We start from the raw sequence: 23,741 nt of genomic DNA, 5'->3' as shown, positions 1-23,741 counted from the left end.
CGGGGCAGGGGTGCTCCTCCGGGCCGGGACCGGTCGGTCCGCCCGGCCCGGTGCACCGCCCCGCTTCACGACACCGCGGCTTCCAGGTACTGCCCCAGGTACCGGAACGCGCCGTCGACGACCTGGAACTCGAACATCGCGTCGTGGTTGTAGCCGAACCCCGACTCGTACTTGACCGTGCGGGTGATGCCGGAAAACGTGATCTCGGGCATCCGGCGGGCGATCGCGCCCCGCTCTGTCAGCATGGTGCCGTCCTTGTCGCACGCCTGGGCCAGGAACATCACGGCGTCGTGGGCCTCCGCCGCGTACCAGCCGGGATCGGCGCCGAAGCGGGCACGATAAGCCCTCGTGAACGCGCGTCCGGAGGCGCGGGCCGTCGGGTCGGTGAAGGAGGTGGCGAAGACCCAGCCCTCGGCGGCGGCGCCGGCCGACGCGAGGAACCGCGGGTCGAGGGCGCGTTCCGTCGCCATCCGGGTGCCGGTGAACCGGGCGGCGGTCAGCGCCGACGCGAGTCCGGCGGCCCGGGCCGCGTCGCCGGTGAAGACGACCGCGTCCGCGCGCGCGGCCTTCACCTCGGCGGCGAGCGACGTGTGGTCGATCCTCCCGGCGGCGACACGGGACACCGTGACGTCCCGCCCGTTCCGTCTCAGTGCCCGCTCGATCTGGTCGCACACGGCCCAGGCGAAGTCGCCCTGCGCCCGGTCGTCCACGAGGAGCGCATGACGGGAGTCGACGTGATTGCTGAGGTAGCGGACGCAGGGCACGGCGAGAAGTCCGTCGATGACGCGCAGCGCCGCATGCCAGTGGAAGAGGCGCGAGTCGTCGAGCGGCGACCCTCGTGTGTCGGCGCCCACCGAGACGGACACGACGGGCATGACCGCCTCGGTGTACGTCTTCCCGGTGGCGCGGAAGCAGGCGTCGGTGGTGGGGCCCAGTACGGCGAGCACCTCGGAGTCCTTCGCCAGCCTGACGGCCAGGTTCCGGGCCCGCTTCGTGTCGCCGCCGTCGTCGTACGTCCGCAGCTTCAGCCGGAAAGGGCGCTCGCTCTGCGCGTTGAGCTGCTCCACGGCCAGCCGGGCGCCGTCGAGCTGAGCCTTCCCGCTCTCCTTGGCGGCGCCGGTCAGGTCGCCGTGGAACGCCACGACCAGTTCGGGGCGCGTACGGCCGCTCCCCGACGGCGTGGACGGTCCCGCTTTCGCCCGGTTGCTCCACCACCAGGCCCCGCCCCCGCCCGCCGCGAGGAGTCCCGCCGTCGAGCCCAGGCGCAGGAAGCCGCGGCGGCCGACGGTACGCGGGGTGGGGCGGGTGGCGGTGACGGCCGTCAGCGTCACCGCCTCCGGCGACACCGCGCTCGCCGTGCTCGACGTCGCGGACGCGGACACCTCGGTCGGTTCGATCGAGCCGATGGTGAGCACGGCGGCGGATCTGTCGTTGATCAGCCGGGTGACCGGCGCGGGCAGCCAGCCGGACGGGTCGGCGGATTCGGCCGACGCCGTCTCCCCGAGCCCCGCACGCAGCTCCGCGAGGCCCGGGCGGTCGGCCGGGTCCTTGTGCAGGCAGGCACCGATCAGGGGCGCCAGACCGTCCGGCAGCGACGCCGGGTCGGGCTCCTCGTAGATCGTGCGCAGCAGCACCCCCGCCGCCGCGCCGCCGCCGAACGGCCGTACCCCGGTCGCGGCGTACGCCAGCACGCATCCCAGCGAGAACACGTCGCTGGGCGGGCCGATCTCGCCGCTCCGCGCCCGCGCCTGCTCGGGGGACAGGAAGCCGGGCGAGCCGACGATCACGCCGCTGGAGGTGAGCGCGGTGCCCTCCGGAGCGCGGGCGATGCCGAAGTCGATGAGCCGTGGCCCGTCAGGGGCCAGCAGGATGTTTCCCGGCTTCACGTCGCGGTGCACCAGACCGGCGCCGTGCACCGCCTCGACCGCCTCGGCGAGCCGCGCACCCAGCACCCGTACGGATGCGAGCGGCAGCGGCCCGAAGGTGTCCACCGCCTCGGCGAGCGAGGGCCCCGGCACGTACGAGGTCGCCAGCCACGGTGTCTCCGCGTCGGCGTCGGCGTCCAGCAGCGGGACCACCCAGCGGCTGTCGACCCGCCGGGCGGTCTCGACCTCACGGCGGAAACGGGCGCGGAATCCGCTCTCGTCGGCGTACGAGGACCTGACCGTCTTCACCGCGGCGATCGCCCCGCCCGGCGCACGGGCCAGGAAGACCACTCCCATGCCGCCGGCGCCCAGCCGCCGCAGCAGACGGTAGCGGCCGATCCGGGACGGGTCGCCGGCCCGCAGGGGTTCCATCAGGCGGTGAGCGGCGCGGGGCCGTCGTACACGAAGTCACCCTGGTCCACGCGCCAGAGGTAGGCGCCGCTGCCGTCGATGACCAGCATGCCGTTCTCCTCGAAGGCGAGATTCTTGACGATGCCCTCGTACTTCCCCTTCCGTACGGCGGCGAGCAGGTTCTGGCGGGTGCGGCTCTTCGCCGGCAGCCCGGCCAGGCCCTTGAGCAGCATCCCGGTCGCGTCGTAGGACTCCGCCGCGTACCGGGGCGGCGCGTCCTTGAAGCGTTCGCGGTAGGCGGCGGCGAACTTCCGTGCCTCGGGTTTGCGGGTCGCGTCGATGACCGGAGCCACCATCACCCAGCCCTCGGAAGCTTTCTGGGCCTGCGTCAGGAACTGTGCGTCCAGCAGCGCCGGACCGGAGACCCGCGCACCCCGGAAGGCGCGTTCCCGGAGTGTCGCCGCGATCAGCGCTGCTCGGTCGGGCAGACCGGCGAAGAACACGGAGTCGGCGCCGGCCGAGAGCACACCGTCCACCGCGGTGCCGAAGTCACGGCGCATCGCGCTGACCACTTCCGGCACGGACGGGTGGGGGATGTTGCCGAGCGCGTTGCTGAGGGAAGTGGCCAGATTCGTCCCGTAGACGCCGGCCGGGCGGTCGACGACGATGCCGACCTTGCGCGATCGCGCGGTGCCCAGCAGGTAGTTGCTCATGAAGACGGGCAGCACCGCGTCGGGCAGCCGCGTGCTCAGGTACGAGCGGAATCCCTGGAGGAACAGGTTCATCGTGCCGGGGGACACGCCGACGACCGGCAGCAGCCCGGCGTCGTACGTCGCGAGGGCGGCCTGCCCGGTGTCGTCGGTGGTCGGGCCGACCACGGCGAGGACCGCGGGATCGTCGGTGAGTTCCTTGGCGAGCCGGGCGGACGCCGCCGGATCGCCCCCGTCGTCGACGGCCTTGACCTTCACGGTGAACGGGGCGTCGCCGCGCGCGTTGAACTCCTCGACCGCGAGCCGCAGTCCACGCTCCTGGGCCCGGCCCGTCGCCTGCTGCGGGCCGCTGAGGTCGCCGTGCAGCGCGACCGTGTACACCGGCCCGCGCGAGGACGCCGTGGGGGCAGGGCCGTCGCCTCCGGAGCCGCCGTCACGGGCGGCCGCCCACCAGGCCCCGCCCCCGCCTGCCGCGAGCGCCACGGCCCCGCCGGCGAGCAGCAGGAAACGACGCCGGCCGGCCGGGCGGGAGTCCTGCGGCTCGCCCGTCCCGGGCATCTCGCGCGTTTCGGGCTCCGCCGGGTCGGCGGCGGCCGGCGCCTCGGACGGCGCCAGCGTGTGCTCGATGTCCGGCAGCGCGAGCGCGGCGGCCGAACGTTCGGCGATCAGCCGGGAGACCGGCTCGGGCAGCCACTCGGACGGCTCCTCGTCCCGCGGAGCGGCATCGGACGCCTCGTCGTCCCGGGCGGCGTCGGCCGTCAGCTCCCGCGTCAGCTCACCGGCGTCCGGCCGCCGGTCAGGATCCTTCTCCAGGCAGCGGCCCAGCACGTCGAGCAGCCCTGCCGGCACACCCTCCAGGTCCGCAGGGTCGTGGACGGCCCGGTACAGCAGGGCGTCGAGCGCGCCGCTGCCGAAGGGCGCCCGGCCGGTCGCCGCGAACGCCAGGACACAGCCGAGCGAGAACACGTCGCTCGCCGGGCCGATGCCGTCCCCGCCCCGCCCCTCGGCCTGCTCGGGCGACAGATAGCCGGGTGTGCCGACCACCATCCCGGTCGCGGTGAGGGACCGGTCCTCCGGCGCGCGAGCGATGCCGAAGTCGATGAGCCGCGGCCCGTCATGGCCGATCAGCACATTGCCCGGCTTCAGGTCCCGGTGGACCAGCCCCGCCCGGTGCACCTCGCCCAGCGCCTCGGCCAGCCGGGCGCCGAGCAGACGCACACCGCGCTCGGGCAGCGGCCCGTACATGCCCACGGCCTCGGCCAGCGACGGTCCGGGCACGAACGCCGTCGCCAGCCACGGCGCCTCGGCGTCAGGATCGGCGTCCACCAGCGGCACCACCCAGGGGCTGTCGACCCGCCGGGCCACCTCGACCTCGCGGCGGAACCGCTCCTTGAAGCCCGGTTCCTCGGCGTACTCGGCGAGCAGCACCTTCAGCGCCACCAGCGCGCCGCCCGGCGTGCGCGCCAGGTACACCACGCCCATGCCTCCGGCGCCGAGCCGCCCGAGCAGGCGGTGGTCCGCGATACGCGCGGGGTCCGACGAACGCAGCGGCTCCATCAGTTGTCTCCTCCGAGTTCGAACTTCGCGCTCTCGAGCATGGTGGCGGTGGCGCCCGACGCGTACACGTTCAACTCTTTGTCCGAGTAGCCCTTGGCGCCCTTCACCGACACCGTCACGGTCACCGTGCCCAGGCGGGTGACGAACCAGAAGTAGGACTGCCGGCTGTTCCCGGTGAGGTACTTGCCTATCTCCACGACCTGGTCGTCGGCATAGTCGTTGCCGCCCTGGCCGTAAGGAGTGGCGGTCGACTGGAGTTCGGCGATCCACTCGTCGGCACGGACCTGCTGCTGCCGGCAGCGCAACGGCTCCTCCAGGGTGGAGGCCAGCCGCTCGTCGGCGTCGCGTACGGTGGTGTGCACGGTGACCGCGGCGCTCACCTTGAGCTCGCCCTTGCCGCCGGTGGCAGGAAGCTCGCTGTAGCGGGTCAGGGAGGCGAGGACGCCCTCGGGCAGCGCTCCCCGCTCCCACCGGCACTGTTCGTCCAGCACGGCGAACGTGCCCGGGGTGCTCACGGCCGACTGCTGCGCCCGGAAGCCCGCGCCCCACTCCTGCGGTTCCAGCGCGACGGCTTCCGCCAGCGCCTCGGCCCGGCTCTTCGTCCCGGGCACCTTGGCGGGGTCCGCCTGGAACGGCGTCAGCGACGGCGCGTCACCACCCGAGGAGGACGCGGACGGGGTGGCGGCGGGAGAGCCGGACGGGGGCGCGGTGGCGGATCCCGAAGGGGCCGAAGGGCTCGGCCCGGCCGCCTTGTCGTCGTCCCCGGAACCGCAGCCGCCGAGCATCACGGCCGCCGCGGCAACCGACGCGGCGACCCGCCACGGCCAAGTCCCTCTGCGAACAACGGCGTTCTCGTCGTCCATCCCCCGCCCCCTCGCTCACGAGCCCCCGCTCGTCTGTGATGATCGTACCGACGGACGCGAGGAGCGGGCGGGCGGTTCCATGAACAGCGGACGGGCCAGGTCGGCGCGCGTCAGGGACGCCCGTCGCCCGGGTGCGGCCGTGCGGGACGGCGAGGGTGTGCGGGGCGCCCGTCAGCACGATGAACCGTCCGTCGCTCTGCACGCCGAACCCCGATTCGGCGGCGCGGCCGGAGCAGCGGGCCGGGGAGCGCGCCGAAGCACTTCGTCGACGTACTCGGGCCCGCCCGCGACACGGTCCGCGTCACCGGGCGACCGGGCTCGGCGGTGACATCCCGCAAAAGCCTCCGGAGGGTCAAGCCGCCTTTCCGAAGACGAGCACCTCCGTGGAGGCGACGCCCATGGGCGCCAGGAAGCTCGCCTCCAGGCTGCAGCCGAGGGTCGCGAAGAGGTCCACGCAGGTCTGGCGAGGCATGGCAGCCGGGTAGGAGTCGTGCCCCTCGCCGCCCTGCGTCGTCCAGGCGCGCACCGCGGCGGGATCCAGGCAGGTCTCCGTCATCACGTCGAAGACGATCCGGCCACCAGGCCGCGTGACCCGTGCCATCTCGAAGAAGTAGCGGGAGGCGCGCAGGAAGGTCACGGTGTTGAAGACCTTGTGGGCCTGAACGAGGTCGATGCTGCTGTCGGGTGTGGGGGAGAGACTGCATCCTGAGGTCGGCTGGGCGACCACCCCGAACGTTTCGACCAGGTAGTCGGCCCAGGGCGCTGCCGTCTCGTAGATCTCGTAACGGCCCGGTGAACACTCCTTCAGCGTCTTCTCCAGGTACCGTCCGGACCCCGGGCCGATCTCCAGCACCGTCTCCGGGGCGGCGGCGAAGACGCCCAGGGCGCCGAGTTCGTCGATGGTGGACTGGGTGGCGCCCGGCGTTCCGTTCATGACCTCGTCGATGTGGTCACCGACCGACAGACCGGCCGCCCGTGCGGCCCGCATCGTCGCTTCGAACGGAAGGAAGTCGTCGACGCCACCCCGGTTGTCGGTGCTGCGTACGATGTCGAATCCGGCACGTCCCAGGAGCCGTTTGACCCCCGACTTCAATACGGACGTACTCCTGTTTACCGCCTTCATCAGGCATGCCCCCCCAGGCCGTTTTCGTTCTGGATGTCAGCATAGGATCACGGGCGCGGACGCGCAGTGAGACGGCGAATTCGCTACGTGATCGCGGTCGGCGCGGCCGCCGCTCTCCTCCCGTCCGGTCCTGAGGCGACAGCGACGGCACACGGCCCTCCGGACACGGCCCCTGGCACACGTCCGGCCCGGACCCGGGCCGGCGGACGGGCGTGCCGTCGCTGCGGCCGGGGAGAGGTTTTACCGAACGGTCGACCGGCGGTCGTCCCTGCTCGGATAGCTTTCAGGCATCCGTTGAACGTGAGGGACGGGCTGCTCGCGCCATGGTGGAAGCGGCCCGGGAGGAGGCATGCGATGACTTCGATCAACGTCGTGGAGACGGCGGCCGCGCTGCCGGCGGCCTGGAGCTCCCGCTCCTTGGGAAAGGTGGGAGCGGCCTGTGTGAAGGTCCTGCGGATGGACGGCAGCCCGGTCCAGGAAGAGGTTCACGGGGCCGCTGAGGTGCTGCTGGTGGTCGACGGGCGGCTGGAACTGCTGGTGGAGGGCAGCGAGGTCGCCGTGCGGACAGGCGAGATGTACCGGGTTCCGGCAGGCGCCCGGCACGCTGTCGGCCCGGGGAGCCACGGCACGTTGATGATCATCGAGGAAGCCGGGGCGTGAACGCGCTCATGCGTCCCCGGCCGGGGAATCGGCGGTCACCTCTCGGGCGCTTGACGGACCAGGTCGCCCTTGATCCTCTCGCACGCACCGGAAGGGGAACAGCCGGAGCAGGACGGGCGGCCCTCCCGCCGTCGTCCCCTTCGGCGACGACGGCTCCGGCGCCACCCCCTGCCCGTCCGCGGGACCTCCCCGCCCCGTGAACCGCGATCGTCCGTCGACCGAGATCCGTTCTCGGCGCACGGCCCGGTGCTACGGCGAGGTGGGCGTCTGCGGGCAGCGGAGCACGAGCAGGGTGATCTCGCTGGGTGCGAAGACGCGGAACGGCGGACCCCAGAAGCCGGTGCCCCGGCTGGTGTAGAGGAGGGTGCGGGTGCCGTGCCGGCTGAGGCCGGCGAGGGCGGGCTGGTCGATGCGGACCAGGTGGTGGAAGGGCCAGATCTGGCCGCCGTGGGTGTGGCCGGAGAGCTGGAGGTCGATGCCGGCGGCCGCCGCCCGGTCGACGAACTTGGGCTGGTGCGCCAGCAGCAGGACGGGCAGGCCGGGGTCGGCGCCGTCCAAGGCCCCGGCGAGGTGGGCGCGGTGGCCTTCCAGGCCGGAGGACTCGGCGGTGACGTCGTCCACGCCGGCGACCACGAGGGTGTCGCCTCCGCGTTCGAGCAGCAGGTGGCGGTTGCGCAGCGGCTCCCAGCCCAGCTCGCCCATCAGGTCGACCCAGCCCTGGGCCTCGCTGTAGTACTCGTGGTTGCCGGTGACGTACACACGGGCCCGGGTGGCCCGCACGGTGCCGAGAGGGACGGCCTGGGCGCGACGGCGTTCGGCCGTGCCGTCCGCGATGTCGCCGGTGTGGCAGACCAGGTCGGCCTCCAGGCTGTTCACCGCCTCGCACACCCGTTCCGACCAGCGGACGCGATCGAGCGGGCCGTAGTGGGTGTCGGTGATGAGGGCGACACGGAGGCCGTCCAACCCCGCGCCCAGCCGGGGCAGTTGCACGTCGAGTCGGCGCACGCGCGGTACGCGGCGGGCCTCGGCGTACCCCCAGGCGAGCAGCGCGGCGGTCACACCGAGGACGGCCCACGTGACGATACGGGCCCGGTCCTGGCTCTCGCCGACGCCGGCCACGGTCAGGGCGAGCCGCAGCAGGACGCCGAGCAGGACGGACCAGGTGAACAGGACCCAGCTGGTGCCCAGCAGGGTGTCACCGATGATCGCCGCCCGGTCCTGCTGGCGCCGGCCGTGGCCGCGCATCATCGCGAACGGCATACCGGCGAGGCCGAGGGCGAACAGGGCGGTGCCGGCCGACGTGACGGGCAGCGGCCAGTGCTGACCGCTGTGCAGGAGCACCCAGCAGGGCACGGTCCACAGCAGGACGGGGGCGATCAGGGGGATGTAGCGCATCAGTCGGTGCAGTCGGCTCTGCCGCGGGGCTCGCGCCTCACCGTCGGCGGGTCGGATGTTGTCGGTGGCGGTCACGCTTCCCCTCCCTGGCCGGGCTGCCGTCTCGCGCACTGTATCTGGTCGCCCTCGGTCCGGCCGGACCGGCGTTCGCGGACGCGGCCCCTCGGGGCGAAGGGTTCTCTGCAAGACGGCGACGACCCGGCCCCCGCACGGCCGGCCGATCACCCGGACCGGACCCGGCCCCACACGGCCGGCCGATCACCCGGACCGGACCCGGTCAGGTGCGAAGGGGCGAACGACAAAAGGGGCTTGAGGTTCCCTCACTTCTCCGTGACAAAGCCCACCGCGCACCATCCATGATCATTGTGGAGCAAAACGCCCTCTCGGTGATGTGTGCACACCAGCCAGGCACTAGCTTTACGACTTCTTCAATTGCTCTCTGACCATCTGACCAAGGGTCGAATGCACACCATGCACATAGCACCGCCCGTTCCGGGGGAACGGGACACTTCGCGCGCGCCCGGACGCCTGCCCCGCACCACTGCCCTGCTCGCCCTCTCGCTGACCCTGCTGAGCGGGGCCGTCCTGGCGACGCCCCCGTCGGCCGTCGCGGCGGCACCCGCCGTGAACGGGCCGGCCGCAAAGCTCTCCGCTCCCGACGTTCCGTCCGCCCGCGCTGCGGCGAAGCGTTCCGGCAAGCGGGTGGAGGCACTGTCCGAGCGCACCGAGACCTCCACCACCTGGGTCAACCAGGACGGCTCCCTGACGACCGAACTCACCGCCGGTCCCGTACGGTTCGACCGCAACGGCAGCTGGGTCACCGTCGACACCGATCTCACCGAACGCCGTGACGGCACGGTGGTGGCCAAGGCCCACCCCGCCTCGCTCACCCTCGCCGGCGAAGGCGGGACGCCCGCCACCTCTCTCGGCGCCGCCCGCACGGCAGGCGCGCGCGACCTCGTCACCCTCGGCGAGGGCGAGCAGCAGGTCACCCTCCAGTGGAAGGGCGGTCTGCCGCAGCCCGAACTGGACGGCAACCGCGCCACCTACCCCGAGGCCGTCCCGGGCGCCGACGTCGTCGTGGAAGCCACCCGTACGGGATTCGAGCAGTACGTCGAGATCAAGCGGCGCCCGTCCACGAAGGACTACAGCTACACCCTTCCGCTGCGCGCGAAGGGGCTGCGTGCCCGGCAACAGCCCGACGGCAGCGTGCTGTTCACGGACCGCAGGACCGGCCAGGAGCGGGCCGTCATGCCTGCCCCGGTGATGTGGGACGCGACCGTCGACGAACGGTCCGGCGAGCACACCCGCCGCGTGCCGGTGTCCATGCAGGTGAAGCAGCGGGGCTCCTCGGTCGACCTCGTGGTCGCGCCGGACGCCGCGTTCCTGGCCGACCCCGCGACGCGGTACCCGGTCACCGTCGACCCCTCGACCTCCGCCCTCAGCAACGTCTTCGACACCTACGTCCAGCAGGGCGAGACCCGCGACTGGTCCACCGACACCGAGCTGGACCTCGGCAACCCGGGCACGAAGAACGCCAACGGCACCCCGCGCACCGCGCGTTCCTTCATCACCTGGGGAACGGCTCCCCTCGCGGACGCCCTGGTGACGAGCGCCCAGCTCAGCCTGTGGAACTTCCACTCGGCCAACACCGACTGCAAGCCCCAGCCCTGGACGGTCTGGTCGGCCGACAAGGCGTCGGTCTCGAGCCGCTGGACGTCCCAGCCCGACCTGTACACCCAGCACGCGACGTCCACCGAGACCAAGGGCAACGCGAAGTGCGGCGCCGCCGGCTGGATCAACGCCGACGTGACCTCACTCGTGCAGACGTGGGCCTCTGCCAAGGCGCCGCAGTCCGGCATGGGCCTGAAGGCCGCCGACGAGTCGGCCGTCGGGCAGTGGAAGCGGGTCAACTCCGCCAACGCCACCAGCAATCCGCCCAAGCTGACGGTCACCTACAACTTCCGTCCGCGCTCGGGCAACAACCGCCAGGCCGGCCCGCCCTTCACCCGGGACGCCTCGGGCACCTGGCAGGTCAACACCACGACACCGACCCTGCGGGACACGTTCTCCGACAAGGACGGTGACCGTGTCACCGGCACCTTCGAGATCGTCGACGCGGCGACCGGCAAGCGGGTGGGCGACTACCTCGTCTCGCCGCGGGTCGACTCCGGACGCGCCGCGGCCGTGACCGTCCCCGACGGCCTTCTCAAGGACGGTGCGACCTACCGGTTCCGCACCAGCCCCTACGACGGCACGCACTACAACCTCGCCTGGTCCGACTGGGCCACCTTCACGGTCGGCACCGGACGCCGTCCCGGCGGTCTGCCGGACATGCCGCAGGCACTGGAGTCCGGGGCCACGCAGTCCCTCACCCCGCTGCTGTCCGGGCTGGTGTCCAGCCCCGAACAGGGCCGCGTGCGGGCCGAGTTCGTCCTGCGCGACGCCGACGGGAAGCAGCTTCCCGGGGTGAGCGTCCCGGAGACCTGGGTGGACAGCGGCCAGCGCGCCGCGGCACGCGTCCCCGAAGGCGCACTGCGCGCGGGCACGACGTACCTCTGGGCGATGCGTGCCTGCACCGACCGGGGCTGCTCGGCCTGGTCCTACGAGCAGGAGTTCACCGCCACCGACGCGGCCGACCCGACCGCTCCCGCCACCACGTCCGTGACCCTCACGGGTGCCTCCCTGGAGGACGCCACGGTGCCGGTCGGCACCAAGGTCTGCAAGGACGGCGGCTGCCCCGCCGCCACCGACGGCCGGCTGACGCTGGGCGGCGGCACCGACACCGAGCGGACCGCCTGGCTCAAGCCCGACCTCGGCAAGGTACCGGCGGGTGCCAGGGTCACCCGGGCCCGGCTCGTGCTGACTCCGGCCGAATGCGGCACCGGCACCTGTGCGCAGCGGCCGGTCGAGATGTACCAGCTGCGCGAACCCTGGGCCACCCCGCGCACCGGAACCGGCCTGCTGGACGCGCTGGACGACGCCCCGTTCGCCGAAGCCGCGCCCGCCGACACCCAGGACCTCGCGCCGCTGGTGCAGTCCTGGATCGACGAGCGGACGAGCGACGGGTTCGTGGTGCGGCTGCCCGCCGCCGACACCGCGCAGACCGTCACCTACCACTCGAGCCGCAGCACGGACCAGGCGAAGCGGCCGCAGCTCGTCATCACCTATGTGGCACCGACCGCGCCCGGAGCCCCGCAGGACCTGCATGTGACCGCCGGTGACGGCGGGCTCCTGGCGACCTGGAACCCGCCGCTGGACCTGGGTTCGGCGACGGACGGCGCGGAGTACACCGTCGTCGTCACGAAGGCCGACGGCAGCGAGGCCACCAGGGCCACCACCCGCGACACGCACATCGTCGTGGACGGACTGGGGAACGGCACCGCCCACCGGGTGACCGTGACGGCCCGTACCCCGTACGGCACCGGTCCCGGCACGGCGTCGGAAGCGCTCACCCCCGTGGCCGTCCCGGGCGGAGCGGCCACCTACCGGGAGATCGTGCAGCAGTACGCCGACGCCCGCAGCGCCATCCTCACCGGCAAGCATCCGACCACGGCGGCGGCCCTCGCCGCGAGCTCGCGCGGAGCCGCGTTCCAGGACCTGCTCGGCGCCCAGGCCGCGGACCTCGCGGAGGTCAGGAACGTACTGGACCGGCGCGGTCAGCGCTACACCGAGATGACGACGAAGCTGTCCGACGTCCTGGTCGGCGTCGACGACAACGGCACGGTGTTCCTGCGCGCGGTCCTCGTGGACTCGGCCGTCCTGACGGGCGGGAACACGACCGATCCGGCTGACCCGGCCGGTGAGCCGGAGGAGGGACGGCGGGAGCAGCGCTTCACCTTCAGCACCAACAGCGGTGCCCCGATCCTCCACGTCGAGGCGGACGCCCCCGCGGCGGAAGCGGTGCTCCCGGCGTCGGCCGAGGCCGCCGACGGTCTGGAGACCACCGACGACTCACTGGGCCCCATCAGCGAGGTGCCCGACGAGCCGATCGCGCTCGACGCGGACGGCCTGCCGGTCGAGGAACCCGCGCCGGCCGTCCGCAGGCCCGCGCTGCGCGTCAAGCGCTCCGCGGCGCAGGTGTCCGGCTCCGGCACGGTCAAGTGGGCCTCCCGGAACGCCAACACGCGCTGGGAGTACGGCCAGGACTGCACGAACTTCGTGTCGAAGGCGCTGTACTACGGCGGCAAGATGAAGACCCGCTCGGGCGGGCGCAAGCACGACCGCGCCTGGTGGCAGCAGTACTACCTCTTCGGCAGGATCAAGAACAAGAGCTACACCTGGGCCGGCGCCGAGAACTTCCGCCGCCACATGATCAACTACCGTGGGGCCAAGTACATCCACGCCCACACCGCCCAGCCGGGGGATCTCGTGCTCTTCAAGTGGAAGAAGGAGCGGGGCTACAACCACGTGGCCATCGTCGAGCGCAATCGGCACGGGCTCCAGCTGATCCAGCACGGCAACACCAACAGGACCAGCCTCGCGGCCGCCATCCTGCGCTACCGCAACAAGCCCAACTACATCGAGCGGGTCATCATCCTCCGCCCGAGGGCGAGGTCCTGACCATGGCACGGAAGACAGGGCTCACCCGCCTGGCACTGGCCGCCGCCGTCGCGGGCGGACTTCTGACGGGCTGCGTGTCGGAGGGCGATCCGTCCCTGACGTACCAGACGGACTACAGCAATCACCGGCCGCTGCGGGTCGTCGGCTACCCCTCCACGGGAAGCCTGGAGACGGTGCAGAAGGCCGTGTGGCGGCTCGCCGACGGTGACGCCGACGGGCTGGCCGCGCTCGCCGTCGACGACACGGACGCCGATGCCACGGCCCGCAACTGGGTCGAGGCATTCGGCGCCGCCGCCAAGGGAGACGTGGCGGCGGACTTCTACGACGAGGGTTCCGTGCGTCAGGTCGTGGTCCTCTACTTCGCGAAGACCGGCCAGACCAAGGCGATCGAGGCCCGCAGGGGAGGGGAGGACGACGCCTGGGGACTGACCCTCGCCGAGCCGGACCCGGCCGAGGCGACGGAGAAGCCCACCTGGGCCCCGCCGAAACCGGGCGGCTCCGGGTCCCGCACCTCGGGCAGCCCGTCGGGCAGCTAGCGGTCACCTGCCCCGCAGCGCCCCTTGAGGCCCGCACCCCGGACACCGGGGTGCGGGCCTCCGTACTCGTGGACAGGCCGCAAACCGTGCCGCTGCGACCTGGGCGGCGCAGCGCTCCGGGGGAGCGGACGCGGGCGGCGTGACGGGGGCTGCCGGCGAGGACGGCCGACGCGGTCGCGCCGGCCGAGCTGTACGGCATCGATGCCCGCCGGGCGGTTCGCCGACGGTGACCCGAGGGCGGCCCCGGCGCACCGGGCCGAGCACGACGACACCGGGCGGGCCCGGCCCGCTGTCCGTCGCCGCGACAGCGCTCAGTGCGGGAAGTGGTGCGGCAGCTCCGCGATGAGCGCGGCCGCCGCGGGGGAGAGCCAGCGCCGGCGGTGGCGGGCCAGCTGGACGGTGACGTCGGGGAACTGCGCGCCGGGCACCTGCGTCAGGCGGCCCGCCGCGAGCGCGTCCGCGACATTGGCGCGGGCCAGCAGGCTGAGGCCGAGACCTGCGGTCACGCACGACCTGGCGGCCTCCAGACTGCCGAAGCGCGTGATCCGGGGCGGCGTGCCCTCGGCGGCGGCGAGCAGCTGCTCGATGAACCGGTCGCTGTACGAGCAGCCCTGCTCGTGCAGGAAGTAGTCCTCGCGGGCCAGCTCCGCCCAGCCGGAGGGCGAGTCGGTCGCGCTGCGGGCGGCGACGGGATGCTCGGCGGAGCAGACCAGCACCAGCGGCTCGCGGGCCAGCGGCGAGCACTCGATGTCACGGAAAGCCGCCTCGTCCTCCAGCAGCAGGGCCAGGTCCAGCTCGCCGGTGCGGAGTGCGGCGACGGCGGGTGCGGTCCCCATCGTGCGCAGATCCACCTCGATCCCGGGGTGGGCGTGCCGCAGCGCGGCGATGACTCCCGGAAGCCGCGCGGACACCAGCGTCTCGCCGGCCGAGAGCACCACGCGTCCGGTCACCCGGCCGCCCGCGCCGCCGGACGAGGCGGCGACCGCCCGCAGACGGGACTCGGCCTCCAGCACCGCCTCGGCCTGCGCCAGCACCTCGCGTCCGGCGGAGGTGAGCACCACCCCGCGCGGCAGCCGGTCGAACAGGCGCAGGCCGAGTTCCTTCTCCAGCGCCTGCACCTGGGCGGTCACGGTGGACTGGACGAGGTGCAGGCGCTCCGCGGCGGCGGTCAGGTTCTCGGTCCGGGCGACGGTGGTGAAGGTGCGCAGCAGCCGGGTGTCCATGGAGCCGACGATAGCCGGTGCCATCGGACATGGAGATGGGTTCGATCGATATCCATCGTTTGTACGGATGCCTGTGCGATGCCACGGTAGGGGCATGAACCTGAGGACACGCACCGAGATCCTGCGCTACACCGCCTTCACCACCGACCCCGCCGGCGGCAACCCGGCCGGCGTCGTGCTCGACGCGGCCGCACTGGACGATGCCGCCATGCTCGCGATCTCCGCCGAGGTCGGCTACTCGGAGACCGCGTTCGTCATCGCCGCGGACCACGCGGCACGCCGGTTCCGGCTGCGCTACTTCAGCCCGCTTGCCGAGGTCGCCTTCTGCGGTCACGCGACCGTCGCCACCGCGGTGGCCCTGGCCGAGCGGATCGGCCCCGGCCCGCTCGTCTTCGACACGCCGGCGGGTGAGATCGCCCTGGACACCTCGGCAGAGCCCGAAGGCTCCATGACGGCGACGCTCACCAGCGTCCCCACCCGCTCCCGGCCGGCGAGCGACGCGGAGGTGAGCGCCTCCCTCGCGGCCCTGCACTGGTCCCCGGAGGACCTCGACCCCGCACTGCCGCCGCACGTCGCCTTCGGCGGGAACGAGCACCTGGTCCTGGCGGCGGCCACCCGTGAGCGTCTCGCGGATCTCGACTACGACTTCGACGCTCTGGCCGAGGTGATGCACCGTCACGGCTGGACCACGCTCCAGCTGGTCCGGCGTGAGACCCCCGAGCTCTTCCACGCCCGTGACCCCTTCCCGGTCGGCGGTGTCGTCGAGGATCCGGCCACCGGCGCCGCGGCCGCCGCCTTCGGCGGCTACCTGCGCACCCTCGGCGCGCTCCCGCCCTCCGGCGCCTTCACCATCCGCCAGGGGGAGGACCTCGGCCGGCCCAGCCTGCTCCGGGTCGAGGCATCCGCCGAGGACCCGCGCGTGCGGGTGAGCGGGCAGGCGGTGGCGATCGTGGACGCGAGCGCGAGCACCGGCGGGGGAGAAGCCTGAGCGGACCGGCGGCGCCGCACGCGGCGTTCATGCACGCCGCGCGGAGCTGAGGAACGCCGCGCGGAGCTGAGGAACGCCGCGCGGAGCTGAGGAACGGCCGTACGCGGAGCTGAGGAACGGCCGTACGCGGAGCTGAGGAACGGCCGTACGCGGAGCTGAGGAACGGCCGTACGCGGAGGTGAGGAACGCCGCGCGCCCGGCACACGACCGGAGCGTGACGAAGGCGAGCGGGCGGTCGTCCCTCGCCCGGCGCAGGCACGGAAGGCACCACGGGACGCGGCGGTGCGGGCCCGGACGATCGAGTCCCTGGCCAGGACCATGCCGCCGGGGCGGCCGCGGTGGGAGCCCGTCGGGGGACCGAGGGCCTTCGACGAGTCCGGGCCGGCCGAGTGGACGCTGGATCCGCCGGCCGTGGCGGCGCGGGCCGAAGGGATCGGAGCGGGCCGCTCGCAGGTGCACCGCATCCTGTTCGCCGAGGGCGCGTGCGCCCGCCTGAGGAAAGGCCGGTGGCGCATCTTCCGCGAAGCCGTCCTCGCCGGGGCCGGCCGATCGCCGACCCCGACGACACCGCCCGGGCCACGGCCCTCGCGGCCGACCGGCTCAACACCCCTGCCCGGCACCGGATCCGGGGCCGAACCGCACCACCGACCCGGTGACTCCGGCGCTGATGCGTGCGCCTTCTCGGGCATCAGGGCGCCGGTCTGCCGCTGTTCGTGCGCGCACCCGGTGCGGTGTGTGCCGTGGTGGCCTCTCGGCCTCGCTCGGCCCGCCGGTGCTCAGCGGGTGCCGGTCGTCGTGGCCGACGTGGTGCTGTTCGCGGGGCGGGTGCCGGACAGAACGAGTGCCTTCGCCCGCTGGAACTCCTCTTGTGTGATGTCGCCGCGGTTGCGCAGCTCGGCGAGCCTGGCGAGTTCGTCGGTGCTGCTGCCGGGCCGACTGCCGGCGGCCGTCTCACGGACGTAGGAGTCGAGCATCCGGCGCTGGGCCCGAGCGTGTTCGATGTCGCGGCGGCCCATGTCCTTGCCTCGTGCGACGAGGTAGACGAAGACGCCGAGGAAGGGCAGCACGACCACGAACACCAGCCAGCCGGCCTTCCCCCAGCCGCTCAGCGAGTCGTCCCGGAAGACATCGAAGACGATCCTGAAGAGCAGGAAGAACCACATGATCCAGAGGAAGAGCCACAGCATGGTCCAGAAAACGCCCAGCAGGGGGTAGTCGTACGCGAGAAGCATGCGCGTGTTCCCTTCGTCGCCCGCCCGGACCCTCGCCCGGATGGTGTTCCAGGTCCACGCTGCGCCCGGAACGGGCCGACGGCCTCACACCGCCCGGGTGATTTCGCCGCCGGGTCCCGGGGGCCGGCTGCCGGATGCCCGCCGCCGGAAACACGGAGGGCAGCTGTCCGCAGGACACCGCGGGTGGATCACCTGGACCGCTCGACGGCGGGAGCGTCACCTGCCGCTCCCTGCACCTCATGACAGGCTCCCGGGAGCCCTCCAGTCGCAGAAAACCCCCATAGAGGTAGAAAATGACCCATGCCGAAGCAGGCGCTTCCTGGCGGCCTGCGTGTGCCGGGCAACGCCCTGCTGCCCGGCAAGGCCGGCGTGAAGGAGGACCGGTATGCAGACGTCCCCTCCGTTCGAGCACTGGGCGCTGCAGTGGGCGACGAGCGCTCAGGGCGTGCCCGAGGGCCGCCTCGCCTCGGGGTTTCTGGTCGACCTCCTGGTCGCCACGAGCCCGGTGCACCAGGCCAACAGCGTCTGCTTCCCGCTCAACCTCGCGGCCCACGCACTGGGCGTGGCGCCGGCTCAGCTGAGTTCGGCCCTGCAGTCTCTGGCCCAGGCGGGCCTGCTGACCTGGCACGCGGACGGCGAACCCGCCGCGCCGGACGTCACCGTGACGCTGCGGTTCCGCTCCTGGGGCACCGGCACGTTCGAGGAGCAGGACACAGAACGCATGGCTGCGGCCGGTGCAGCAGCACCGCTTCCGGCCCGGCTGCCCGGCTCGACGCGCGCGGCCACCTGAGGGTGCCTACGCTTGAGTCGCAACCGTCGGGCAGGCAGGGGGACTTCCGCGCCGAGCGGGTGGCGGTTCGACTTCCACTTCCACAGCACGAGAAGGCGGCCCATCATGGCTACTGCATCTGAGACTCCGGTACTCGACACGATCGCCGCTATGACGCTCGACTCCGTCGAGCGCTGTCACATGGACGAGCGGACGCTCATCCTCACCCGGGTTGCCGCACTCGTGGCCATGGACGCACCGGCGATCTCCTACCTGGCCCACATCAACCCCGCCATCAAGGCCGACTTCACGGTCGAGCAGCTCCAGGACCTTCTCGTCGCGATAGCCCCCGTCGTGGGGACGGCGCGTGTCATGTCGGCCGCAGGCCACATCGCCCAGGCGTTCGGCGTCGCACTCGCGCTGGCCGACAGCGAGGCCGAGGCCATAGCCCGGGCCGAGGCCGAGAGCCGCAACGCCTCCTGAGGCAGCCTTGCGCGGCTGAGGGCGTACGAGGACACCGCGGCCGACGCGCCCGCCGTCGTGGTGCGTCGCTCCACCGGCGCCCGGGCCCCGCGCAAGGACACGGCATCGACACCGCCGCCGCCCTGCCGGGAGACGGGCAGGGCGGCGGCGGTGGTGGATCAAGGCTCCTCAGTCCCCCAGGTTTTCCGGCGGCGCGGCCGCCGTCACCGCTGCGGGCAGCCGGCCGTTCAGGATTTCCCGGCGCGGCAGGGACAGTCCGAAGTACTGCTGCAAGGCGGTCAGGGTCGCACGCAACGAGTCGAACTCCTCGCTCACGTCGTCATCGAGGAGTCCGGCTTCCTCGAACGTCGGCAGCAGGAACGCCATGCCCTCGTCCGGGGTGTCGCCGATGTCGAGACGGCCGACCGTCTCGCCGTCGCGGTAGTACCAGCACTCCTTGGGCGGGTCGTCCGGCTTCGGGGTCAGATGCAGGACTTCGATCCCGCCTGCGGAGACGTCGGGGTGGGCCCACCACGCCTTGGAGGGCCGGCCCTGCTCCACCGCGTACGACCAGCCCGCGCATTCGCCGAAGCGGGCCACGCGGGCTGATGCGCGGTCGTCGAACGTCATGCGCTCGGCCTCGGCGAAGGTGATCGGGTCGAGCACTTCTCCGGACCGGGCGCCGAGCCGGACGACGAGGCCGGGTGGGCTGATGCCGCGTGCGAAGGTGACGAACAGGGCGGAGGCGGCTCCGCGCCAGGCGTCGGTCAGCCACGTGATGCCGTCGCTCAATGTCTTCTCCTGGTTCCGGTCGTGCGCCGAGGTGTCCGGTCGGCACGTCGTCGTGGTGGGCGCTCTCCGGCGGACCGGTCAGTCCGGGACCGAGCAGTCCAGGATCCGCCCGTCCACCGTCCCCACGACCAGCCGCTGTTGCTCCGCCCGGTACGCGGCGGACACCGGCGTGACCGGGTGGCCGTGCGCGTGCAGGGTGTGCCGGGCTCGCACCTCGCCCGTCGCCGTGTCCAGGGTCTCCACCTCACCGGTGAGATGGACGACGTACACCCTCCGTTCGTCGCCGTCGAGATCGGCGAGCGGCTTGTCGGTTCGGTGCACCCAGCGTGCCTCTCCGTCCGGCAGACGGCGGCTCACGACGTACGTGCCCTCGCGGGCGTCCGTGCGGGTGGCGCCCCGCTCGTACGCCCGGCCCGCGTGGACGAGGGTGTGCTTCAGCCCGAGGGCGGGGCCGTACCAGGGCTGGAGCGCGGACGCCGGATCCCAGCGCAAGGGGAAGAGGGCGCGCAGGGCGGCGGGGCCGTGGGCACCCGGAGGATCGATCGCGTGGATCCACGGCGCGTCGCCGTCCGGGCCGGGGCCGTCCACGTACAGCAGGCGGGCGCTGTGTCTGACGCGCAGCGCCGGGGAGTTGGAGCGGCCGGTGCCGAGGGCGAGACGTGCCGCCTCCTGGTGCGTGGGGGCGAGCAGCAGCGCGGCGTGTGCGTCGCGCCCTTGCGGGCGCAGGGCGAGCCAGCCCTCGTCCGTGGCGTACAGTTCGGGGGCCGACGGCACGTCCACGCAGTCCACCGCACCGCCGTCCGCCGTCGATATCCGCCGGACAGCGGTCGCACGGTCGACCGGCCGGCCCGTCACCCCGTCGCGCCGGTGGCCCCGGTACGTCACCCACGCCGACTCGTCGTCCGGGGCCGCCTCGACCCGGACGCTCCCCTCCCCGTCCGCGGGAAGAGCCCACCTCGGCACGCCCGACGGATCCCAGCATTCGAGGTCCGTGTGCCGCCCGGTGGCGAGCACCCGGCCGTCGGCCAGCACCGCCAGGTCGCGCACCTCCGCCCGCCTCCGCCACCGGCCCCCGGTCAGCCGCGCCAGCTTGTCCTCCACCTGCGGGTCGTGAAGGAGACCGCTCTCGGCCATCGGATGGCGTGCGTCGTCGGGGTCGACCAGACCGGCCGGTGCGGACAGCCAGTCGTCCACCGCGACGGCCAGCTCGAAGCCCTTGCGGAACCCGCCGTCCTTGTCCTCGGGGGAGAGCAGTATCGCGAGCCTGCCGTCCTCCAGCCAGCGCAGGTGGCGCACCTGGCGGCTCCTGCTCAGCAGGCTCGTCACGCGCCCGGTCTCCAGGTGCAGCAGGAGCAGCTGTCCCTGAAAGTCCCACGAGCCGTCGTAGCGGCCGGTACCGATGGCGGCGAGAGGCAGTTCGGGGTGAGGCTCGATCGCGCACACGGGGAAGCGGGAGGCGACGACGTGGCGCGGACGCAGGGTACCGGCCTCGTACACGCCGATCCGGTGGCCGAGCCAGTGGCCCGTGCCGCGCCACATGACGTGTCCGAGGTCACCGGCCGCGACGACACAGCCGTGACGTGCGTCGGCCACCGCCCACACGGGACGGCCGATCTCGGCGAACGGCTGGTCACCGAGTATCCGGCGGACGGTCAACTCATCCGGCACGACGATCTCCCCCCGAGGTGGCGCACAGTCTGCCAGGCCCGCCGCTTCCCCGCGATCTTCCGAGGGATGCGGCACCCCCTGATTCCGTACCCTGGCCGCATGCGCATGCGTCCCACCCTGAGCTGGACCCCCACCGAGGACCTGCCGCCGGGCACCACGGATCCGGCCCCGGTCGCCGATGCCCTGAGCGCCGGCGGTGTGCTGGTGCTCAGCGGCGCGGGGATCTCCACGGAGTCGGGCATCCCTGACTACCGGGGCGAGGGCGGGAGCCTCAGCCGGCACACTCCGATGACGTACCAGGATTTCACCGCGAGTGACCGGGCCAGGCGCCGGTACTGGGCACGCAGCCACCTCGGCTGGCGCACCTTCGGCCGTGCCCGCCCCAACGCCGGGCACCGGGCCGTGGCCGCGTTCGAGCGGGAGGGGCTGCTCTCGGGGGTGATCACCCAGAACGTCGACGGCCTGCATCAGTCGGCCGGCAGCGAGGACGTCGTCGAGCTCCATGGAAGCCTGGCCCGGGTGGTCTGCCTGTCCTGCGGCGCTGTCAGCTCGCGCCACGAACTCGCAGCACGTCTGGAGGAGGGCAACGCAGGCTTCGAGCCGGTGGCCGCCGGGATCAACCCCGACGGTGACGCCGACCTCAGCGACGAGCAGGTCGGGGACTTCCGTGTGATGCCGTGCGTGGTCTGCGACGGCGTCCTCAAGCCGGACGTGGTGTTCTTCGGCGAATCCGTGCCCGCGTCGCGGGTGGAGCAGTGCCGTCAGCGGGTCCGCGAAGCGACGTCGCTCCTGGTGCTGGGCTCTTCGCTGACCGTGATGTCCGGGCTCCGGTTCGTCCGGCAGGCAGCCGAGGCCGGCACGCCGGTGCTCATCGTCAACAAGGACCCGACCCGGGGCGATCGGCACGCCCTGACCCGCGTCGGGCTCCCGCTCGGCACGGCCCTGGCCGCCGTCGCCGTCCGCCTCGGTGTGCGTATCGACGAATAGGCGGCCCGGGGCCGGGCGTCCGGGCGTCTGCGCGAGACGGTGGGACGTCCGGTGTGCCGGCCAGGCCGCCGGTGCTCCCCGGGGAGTCGCTGCGCCGTTCCTCGGGGGCGCGGGAGAAAGGACACGGTCCGGCTCGACCACCACCGGCTCGGCCTTGACGTCCCGGGCAGCTCACAGGCTGCATCGGCAGTAAAGGTGTGCGCCCGCCCGGCGCGCTCGCGAGACCGGGGACGGAACGGTGGCCGAGCCCCACTGACTGGCGCCGTATGACGCGCATGCGGCGCACGGCCCCGCTGACGCTCTCCGGAGACCGCGTGACGGTCCACCGCCGGGACGGTCACCGCAGCGCGGCGTCGCCGTGCTCCACCGCCCGGACGTCGTGACGGGTGCCTTCCTGCGGGCGACGCCCACGGGCCGTGCCCCGGAGGTCGCGGGGCCCGGCGAGTTCCTGGTCCACGGCCACACCCTCCACCTGCGCGACCGCCGCGCGTCGTCCGTTCCCCACGGCCGTGCCCCTACCGGCGGGACGAAGAAAGCAGTATGTCGCGGGACCGGGACGACGGCGACCAGCGAGGGTCCCCCCGAGTGCGGCCAGTCACCGAGGTGACTGAACGTGGCCGCTGTCGGCTTGTCGTGCGCACTCTTGAGTCGTTGCGCCCGGCAGCGGCCGGGTCCGCGACGCGCCTCGCGCGGCTGGCAGACTGCACAGATGATCGACGATCTTCCTGCCGGCCTGAGGGCCCGACACCTTGCCGACGAAGACCATCTCCGCGTGCTCGCCGTACTGGACATGTGGTGGGGTGGCCTGAAGGGGGAGGCGGGGGCGACGGAACGTGCGCTGCTTCTGCCCCGGCTGTACTTCCAGCACTTCACCACCACCAGTTTTCTGGTCGAACGCGACAGCGTCGAACGCGACAGCGGAGAAATTGCCGCCTTCCTGGTCGGTTTCCTGTCACAGGCCGAGCCCGAGACCGCCTATGTGCACTTCGTCGGCGTCGATCCGGCGCTGCACGGGCAGGGTGTCGGGCGTGCCCTCTACCGGGCCTTCTTCGCGCTCGCCCGGTCGCACGGGCGCCGTCACGTGCACTGCATCACCAGCCCGGAGAACACCGCGTCGCGGGCGTTTCACACCCGACTCGGTTTCACGGCCTCAGCCGTGAAGCCGGACTACGACGGCCCCGGACTCGACCGGGTGGCGTTCGTCATCGACCTTTCCGCGGAACCGGCGGCCATTCCTTGACGGAACGATGCCCCGGCCCGTTCCGGGAAGAGCGCCTCGACGTCGAGCGGTGGCTCGCACCTCCGCAGGGCAGAGGTGCGCAGCCGGTCGAGGGCCCGGTCGGCGGCGGCATCTTCGGACTTGATCCGGCCGGTGGCGAGCGTGGCCCGGATGCGGGCGAAGGCCGGCAGGACGTCTCGGGTGTCGCTGTCCAGATGATCGAGCAGGCCAGGGACACCCGCCACACTCGCCCGGACGACGTCGGTCCGGGGAACCGGGCCGAGGACCTGCGCCGGACGGGGCCGGTGAGAGGGCGATCGCCGGCCGGCGCCATGGTGATCAGCGGCGCCGGACCGGGCATCGGTTCCGGCCGGGGCACCCGCACGCGTTCGTCCTGCGCCGCAGGCGGGACCCACGGGTTCGGGGCCGGGAGGCCACGAGTCCGTGAGCCACCCGTTGTCCGAGGAGCCGGACCACCGGGACGGCGGGCGGACCGTGAGGCACTGCGCTCGGGAGACCCCCACGGCTACGGCTGCCGGCTCGGGCCTCACTGCAGGACGGCCTCACCGCCACCATCCGCCGCCTCGACACCGACTCGGCACCGGAACCTTCCGCACCTGGACAACGCACGGGCTCCGGTTGCCGGCCCCCAGAACAGATGCCCCCTCAGAGAGGTCAACTTCCTTATCCTCCAGGAAGTTTGCCGAGACGGACGCGA

Annotated in this window: 19 protein-coding genes; 8 read left to right on the top strand and 11 right to left on the bottom strand. The window is 72.8% G+C overall.

The window, feature by feature from the left end; all coding sequences use genetic code 11:
• Positions 1–65: 65 nt before the first annotated feature.
• The 4 genes from ACIQGV_RS19285 to ACIQGV_RS19270 all read right to left on the bottom strand — a co-directional run bounded on the left by ACIQGV_RS19285 (position 66) and on the right by ACIQGV_RS19270 (position 6,529).
• Positions 66–2,297 carry a bifunctional serine/threonine-protein kinase/ABC transporter substrate-binding protein gene (locus ACIQGV_RS19285; RefSeq protein WP_402496231.1) on the bottom strand — a complete coding sequence of 744 codons (2,232 nt, stop codon included), beginning with the start codon at positions 2,295–2,297 and terminating at the stop codon, positions 66–68.
• Positions 2,297–4,543 carry a bifunctional serine/threonine-protein kinase/ABC transporter substrate-binding protein gene (locus ACIQGV_RS19280; RefSeq protein ID WP_402496230.1) on the bottom strand — a complete coding sequence of 749 codons (2,247 nt, stop codon included), beginning with the start codon at positions 4,541–4,543 and terminating at the stop codon, positions 2,297–2,299. Before ACIQGV_RS19280 ends, ACIQGV_RS19285 begins: the two co-directional genes overlap by 1 nt.
• Positions 4,543–5,406: a hypothetical protein gene (locus ACIQGV_RS19275; RefSeq protein WP_402496229.1), complete on the bottom strand. Its 864-nt coding sequence runs from the start codon at positions 5,404–5,406 to the stop codon at positions 4,543–4,545. The genes ACIQGV_RS19280 and ACIQGV_RS19275 overlap by 1 nt, the downstream gene beginning before the upstream one ends.
• 352 nt (positions 5,407–5,758) lie before the next feature.
• The gene (locus tag ACIQGV_RS19270; protein ID WP_402496228.1) at positions 5,759–6,529 is read right to left on the bottom strand and encodes a methyltransferase domain-containing protein; all 771 of its coding nucleotides are present in this window, start codon (positions 6,527–6,529) and stop codon (positions 5,759–5,761) included.
• A gap of 354 nt (positions 6,530–6,883) precedes the next feature.
• On the opposite strand from ACIQGV_RS19270, the gene ACIQGV_RS19265 reads away from it, so the two are divergent.
• The gene (locus ACIQGV_RS19265; protein WP_402496227.1) at positions 6,884–7,189 is read left to right on the top strand and encodes a cupin domain-containing protein; all 306 of its coding nucleotides are present in this window, start codon (positions 6,884–6,886) and stop codon (positions 7,187–7,189) included.
• A 249-nt stretch (positions 7,190–7,438) separates the two neighbouring features.
• Here the strand turns inward: ACIQGV_RS19265 and ACIQGV_RS19260 are convergent, their stop codons facing one another.
• Positions 7,439–8,659, bottom strand: coding sequence for a metallophosphoesterase (locus tag ACIQGV_RS19260; RefSeq protein WP_402496226.1), 1,221 nt, complete (start codon positions 8,657–8,659; stop codon positions 7,439–7,441).
• A gap of 396 nt (positions 8,660–9,055) precedes the next feature.
• Here ACIQGV_RS19260 and ACIQGV_RS19255 point away from each other — a divergent pair, with 396 nt between their 5' ends.
• Both ACIQGV_RS19255 and ACIQGV_RS19250 read left to right on the top strand, forming a co-directional pair.
• Positions 9,056–13,147 carry a DNRLRE domain-containing protein gene (locus tag ACIQGV_RS19255; protein ID WP_402496225.1) on the top strand — a complete coding sequence of 1,364 codons (4,092 nt, stop codon included), beginning with the start codon at positions 9,056–9,058 and terminating at the stop codon, positions 13,145–13,147.
• 2 nt (positions 13,148–13,149) lie between these two features.
• Positions 13,150–13,683 carry a hypothetical protein gene (locus ACIQGV_RS19250; protein ID WP_402496224.1) on the top strand — a complete coding sequence of 178 codons (534 nt, stop codon included), beginning with the start codon at positions 13,150–13,152 and terminating at the stop codon, positions 13,681–13,683.
• A 311-nt stretch (positions 13,684–13,994) separates the two neighbouring features.
• On the opposite strand, the gene ACIQGV_RS19245 is transcribed toward ACIQGV_RS19250, so the two are convergent.
• Positions 13,995–14,906, bottom strand: coding sequence for a LysR family transcriptional regulator (locus ACIQGV_RS19245; protein ID WP_402496223.1), 912 nt, complete (start codon positions 14,904–14,906; stop codon positions 13,995–13,997).
• A gap of 94 nt (positions 14,907–15,000) precedes the next feature.
• Between ACIQGV_RS19245 and ACIQGV_RS19240 the strand changes: the two genes are divergently transcribed.
• Entirely contained in the window at positions 15,001–15,894 is an 894-nt protein-coding gene (locus ACIQGV_RS19240; protein ID WP_402496222.1) for a PhzF family phenazine biosynthesis isomerase, read from the top strand.
• 776 nt (positions 15,895–16,670) lie between these two features.
• On the opposite strand, the gene ACIQGV_RS19235 is transcribed toward ACIQGV_RS19240, so the two are convergent.
• Entirely contained in the window at positions 16,671–17,126 is a 456-nt protein-coding gene (locus ACIQGV_RS19235) for an SHOCT domain-containing protein (protein WP_402496221.1), read from the bottom strand.
• Positions 17,127–17,511: 385 nt separating this feature from the next.
• Between ACIQGV_RS19235 and ACIQGV_RS19230 the strand changes: the two genes are divergently transcribed.
• Complete coding sequence (locus ACIQGV_RS19230) at positions 17,512–17,916, top strand: hypothetical protein (RefSeq protein WP_402496220.1); 405 nt, start codon at positions 17,512–17,514, stop codon at positions 17,914–17,916.
• 105 nt (positions 17,917–18,021) lie between these two features.
• The gene (locus tag ACIQGV_RS19225) at positions 18,022–18,378 is read left to right on the top strand and encodes a carboxymuconolactone decarboxylase (RefSeq protein WP_402496219.1); all 357 of its coding nucleotides are present in this window, start codon (positions 18,022–18,024) and stop codon (positions 18,376–18,378) included.
• A 168-nt stretch (positions 18,379–18,546) separates the two neighbouring features.
• Here ACIQGV_RS19225 and ACIQGV_RS19220 read toward each other — a convergent pair whose 3' ends face one another.
• Together ACIQGV_RS19220 and ACIQGV_RS19215 are read right to left on the bottom strand one after the other, a co-directional pair.
• The gene (locus ACIQGV_RS19220; protein ID WP_402496218.1) at positions 18,547–19,149 is read right to left on the bottom strand and encodes a hypothetical protein; all 603 of its coding nucleotides are present in this window, start codon (positions 19,147–19,149) and stop codon (positions 18,547–18,549) included.
• Between the two features lie 78 nt (positions 19,150–19,227).
• Complete coding sequence (locus ACIQGV_RS19215) at positions 19,228–20,817, bottom strand: hypothetical protein (RefSeq protein WP_402496217.1); 1,590 nt, start codon at positions 20,815–20,817, stop codon at positions 19,228–19,230.
• 99 nt (positions 20,818–20,916) lie between these two features.
• Here ACIQGV_RS19215 and ACIQGV_RS19210 point away from each other — a divergent pair, with 99 nt between their 5' ends.
• Entirely contained in the window at positions 20,917–21,804 is an 888-nt protein-coding gene (locus ACIQGV_RS19210) for an NAD-dependent protein deacetylase (RefSeq protein WP_402496216.1), read from the top strand.
• Between the two features lie 337 nt (positions 21,805–22,141).
• Here ACIQGV_RS19210 and ACIQGV_RS19205 read toward each other — a convergent pair whose 3' ends face one another.
• Positions 22,142–22,309: a hypothetical protein gene (locus ACIQGV_RS19205; protein WP_402496215.1), complete on the bottom strand. Its 168-nt coding sequence runs from the start codon at positions 22,307–22,309 to the stop codon at positions 22,142–22,144.
• 204 nt (positions 22,310–22,513) lie between these two features.
• On the opposite strand from ACIQGV_RS19205, the gene ACIQGV_RS19200 reads away from it, so the two are divergent.
• Positions 22,514–23,044, top strand: coding sequence for a GNAT family N-acetyltransferase (locus tag ACIQGV_RS19200; protein WP_402496214.1), 531 nt, complete (start codon positions 22,514–22,516; stop codon positions 23,042–23,044).
• On the opposite strand, the gene ACIQGV_RS19195 is transcribed toward ACIQGV_RS19200, so the two are convergent.
• Positions 22,972–23,268, bottom strand: a complete 297-nt coding sequence (locus tag ACIQGV_RS19195) for an aminoglycoside adenylyltransferase domain-containing protein (protein WP_402496213.1) — start codon at positions 23,266–23,268, stop codon at positions 22,972–22,974. The genes ACIQGV_RS19200 and ACIQGV_RS19195 overlap by 73 nt on opposite strands.
• Between the last annotated feature and the right edge of the window lie 473 nt (positions 23,269–23,741).

The sequence above is a fragment of the Streptomyces sp. NPDC093094 genome (assembly GCF_044754345.1).
Taxonomy (GTDB): Bacteria; Actinomycetota; Actinomycetes; order Streptomycetales; family Streptomycetaceae; genus Streptomyces.
The sequence above is the reverse complement of the archived record's forward strand: the minus strand, read 5'-3'. Positions and strand labels throughout refer to the sequence as shown.

Bases quoted from the DNA above. Each gene is read 5' to 3' on its own strand.
- ACIQGV_RS19270 (WP_402496228.1), bottom strand. From the start codon at position 6,529: ATGAAGGCGGTAAACAGGAGTACGTCCGTATTGAAGTCGGGGGTCAAA.
- ACIQGV_RS19280 (WP_402496230.1), bottom strand. From the start codon at position 4,543: ATGGAGCCGCTGCGTTCGTCGGACCCCGCGCGTATCGCGGACCACCGC.
- ACIQGV_RS19200 (WP_402496214.1), top strand. From the start codon at position 22,514: ATGATCGACGATCTTCCTGCCGGCCTGAGGGCCCGACACCTTGCCGAC.
- ACIQGV_RS19265 (WP_402496227.1), top strand. From the start codon at position 6,884: ATGACTTCGATCAACGTCGTGGAGACGGCGGCCGCGCTGCCGGCGGCC.
- ACIQGV_RS19245 (WP_402496223.1), bottom strand. From the start codon at position 14,906: ATGGACACCCGGCTGCTGCGCACCTTCACCACCGTCGCCCGGACCGAG.
- ACIQGV_RS19235 (WP_402496221.1), bottom strand. From the start codon at position 17,126: ATGCTTCTCGCGTACGACTACCCCCTGCTGGGCGTTTTCTGGACCATG.
- ACIQGV_RS19255 (WP_402496225.1), top strand. From the start codon at position 9,056: ATGCACATAGCACCGCCCGTTCCGGGGGAACGGGACACTTCGCGCGCG.
- ACIQGV_RS19275 (WP_402496229.1), bottom strand. From the start codon at position 5,406: ATGGACGACGAGAACGCCGTTGTTCGCAGAGGGACTTGGCCGTGGCGG.
- ACIQGV_RS19240 (WP_402496222.1), top strand. From the start codon at position 15,001: ATGAACCTGAGGACACGCACCGAGATCCTGCGCTACACCGCCTTCACC.
- ACIQGV_RS19230 (WP_402496220.1), top strand. From the start codon at position 17,512: ATGCAGACGTCCCCTCCGTTCGAGCACTGGGCGCTGCAGTGGGCGACG.
- ACIQGV_RS19250 (WP_402496224.1), top strand. From the start codon at position 13,150: ATGGCACGGAAGACAGGGCTCACCCGCCTGGCACTGGCCGCCGCCGTC.
- ACIQGV_RS19285 (WP_402496231.1), bottom strand. From the start codon at position 2,297: ATGGAACCCCTGCGGGCCGGCGACCCGTCCCGGATCGGCCGCTACCGT.
- ACIQGV_RS19210 (WP_402496216.1), top strand. From the start codon at position 20,917: ATGCGCATGCGTCCCACCCTGAGCTGGACCCCCACCGAGGACCTGCCG.
- ACIQGV_RS19225 (WP_402496219.1), top strand. From the start codon at position 18,022: ATGGCTACTGCATCTGAGACTCCGGTACTCGACACGATCGCCGCTATG.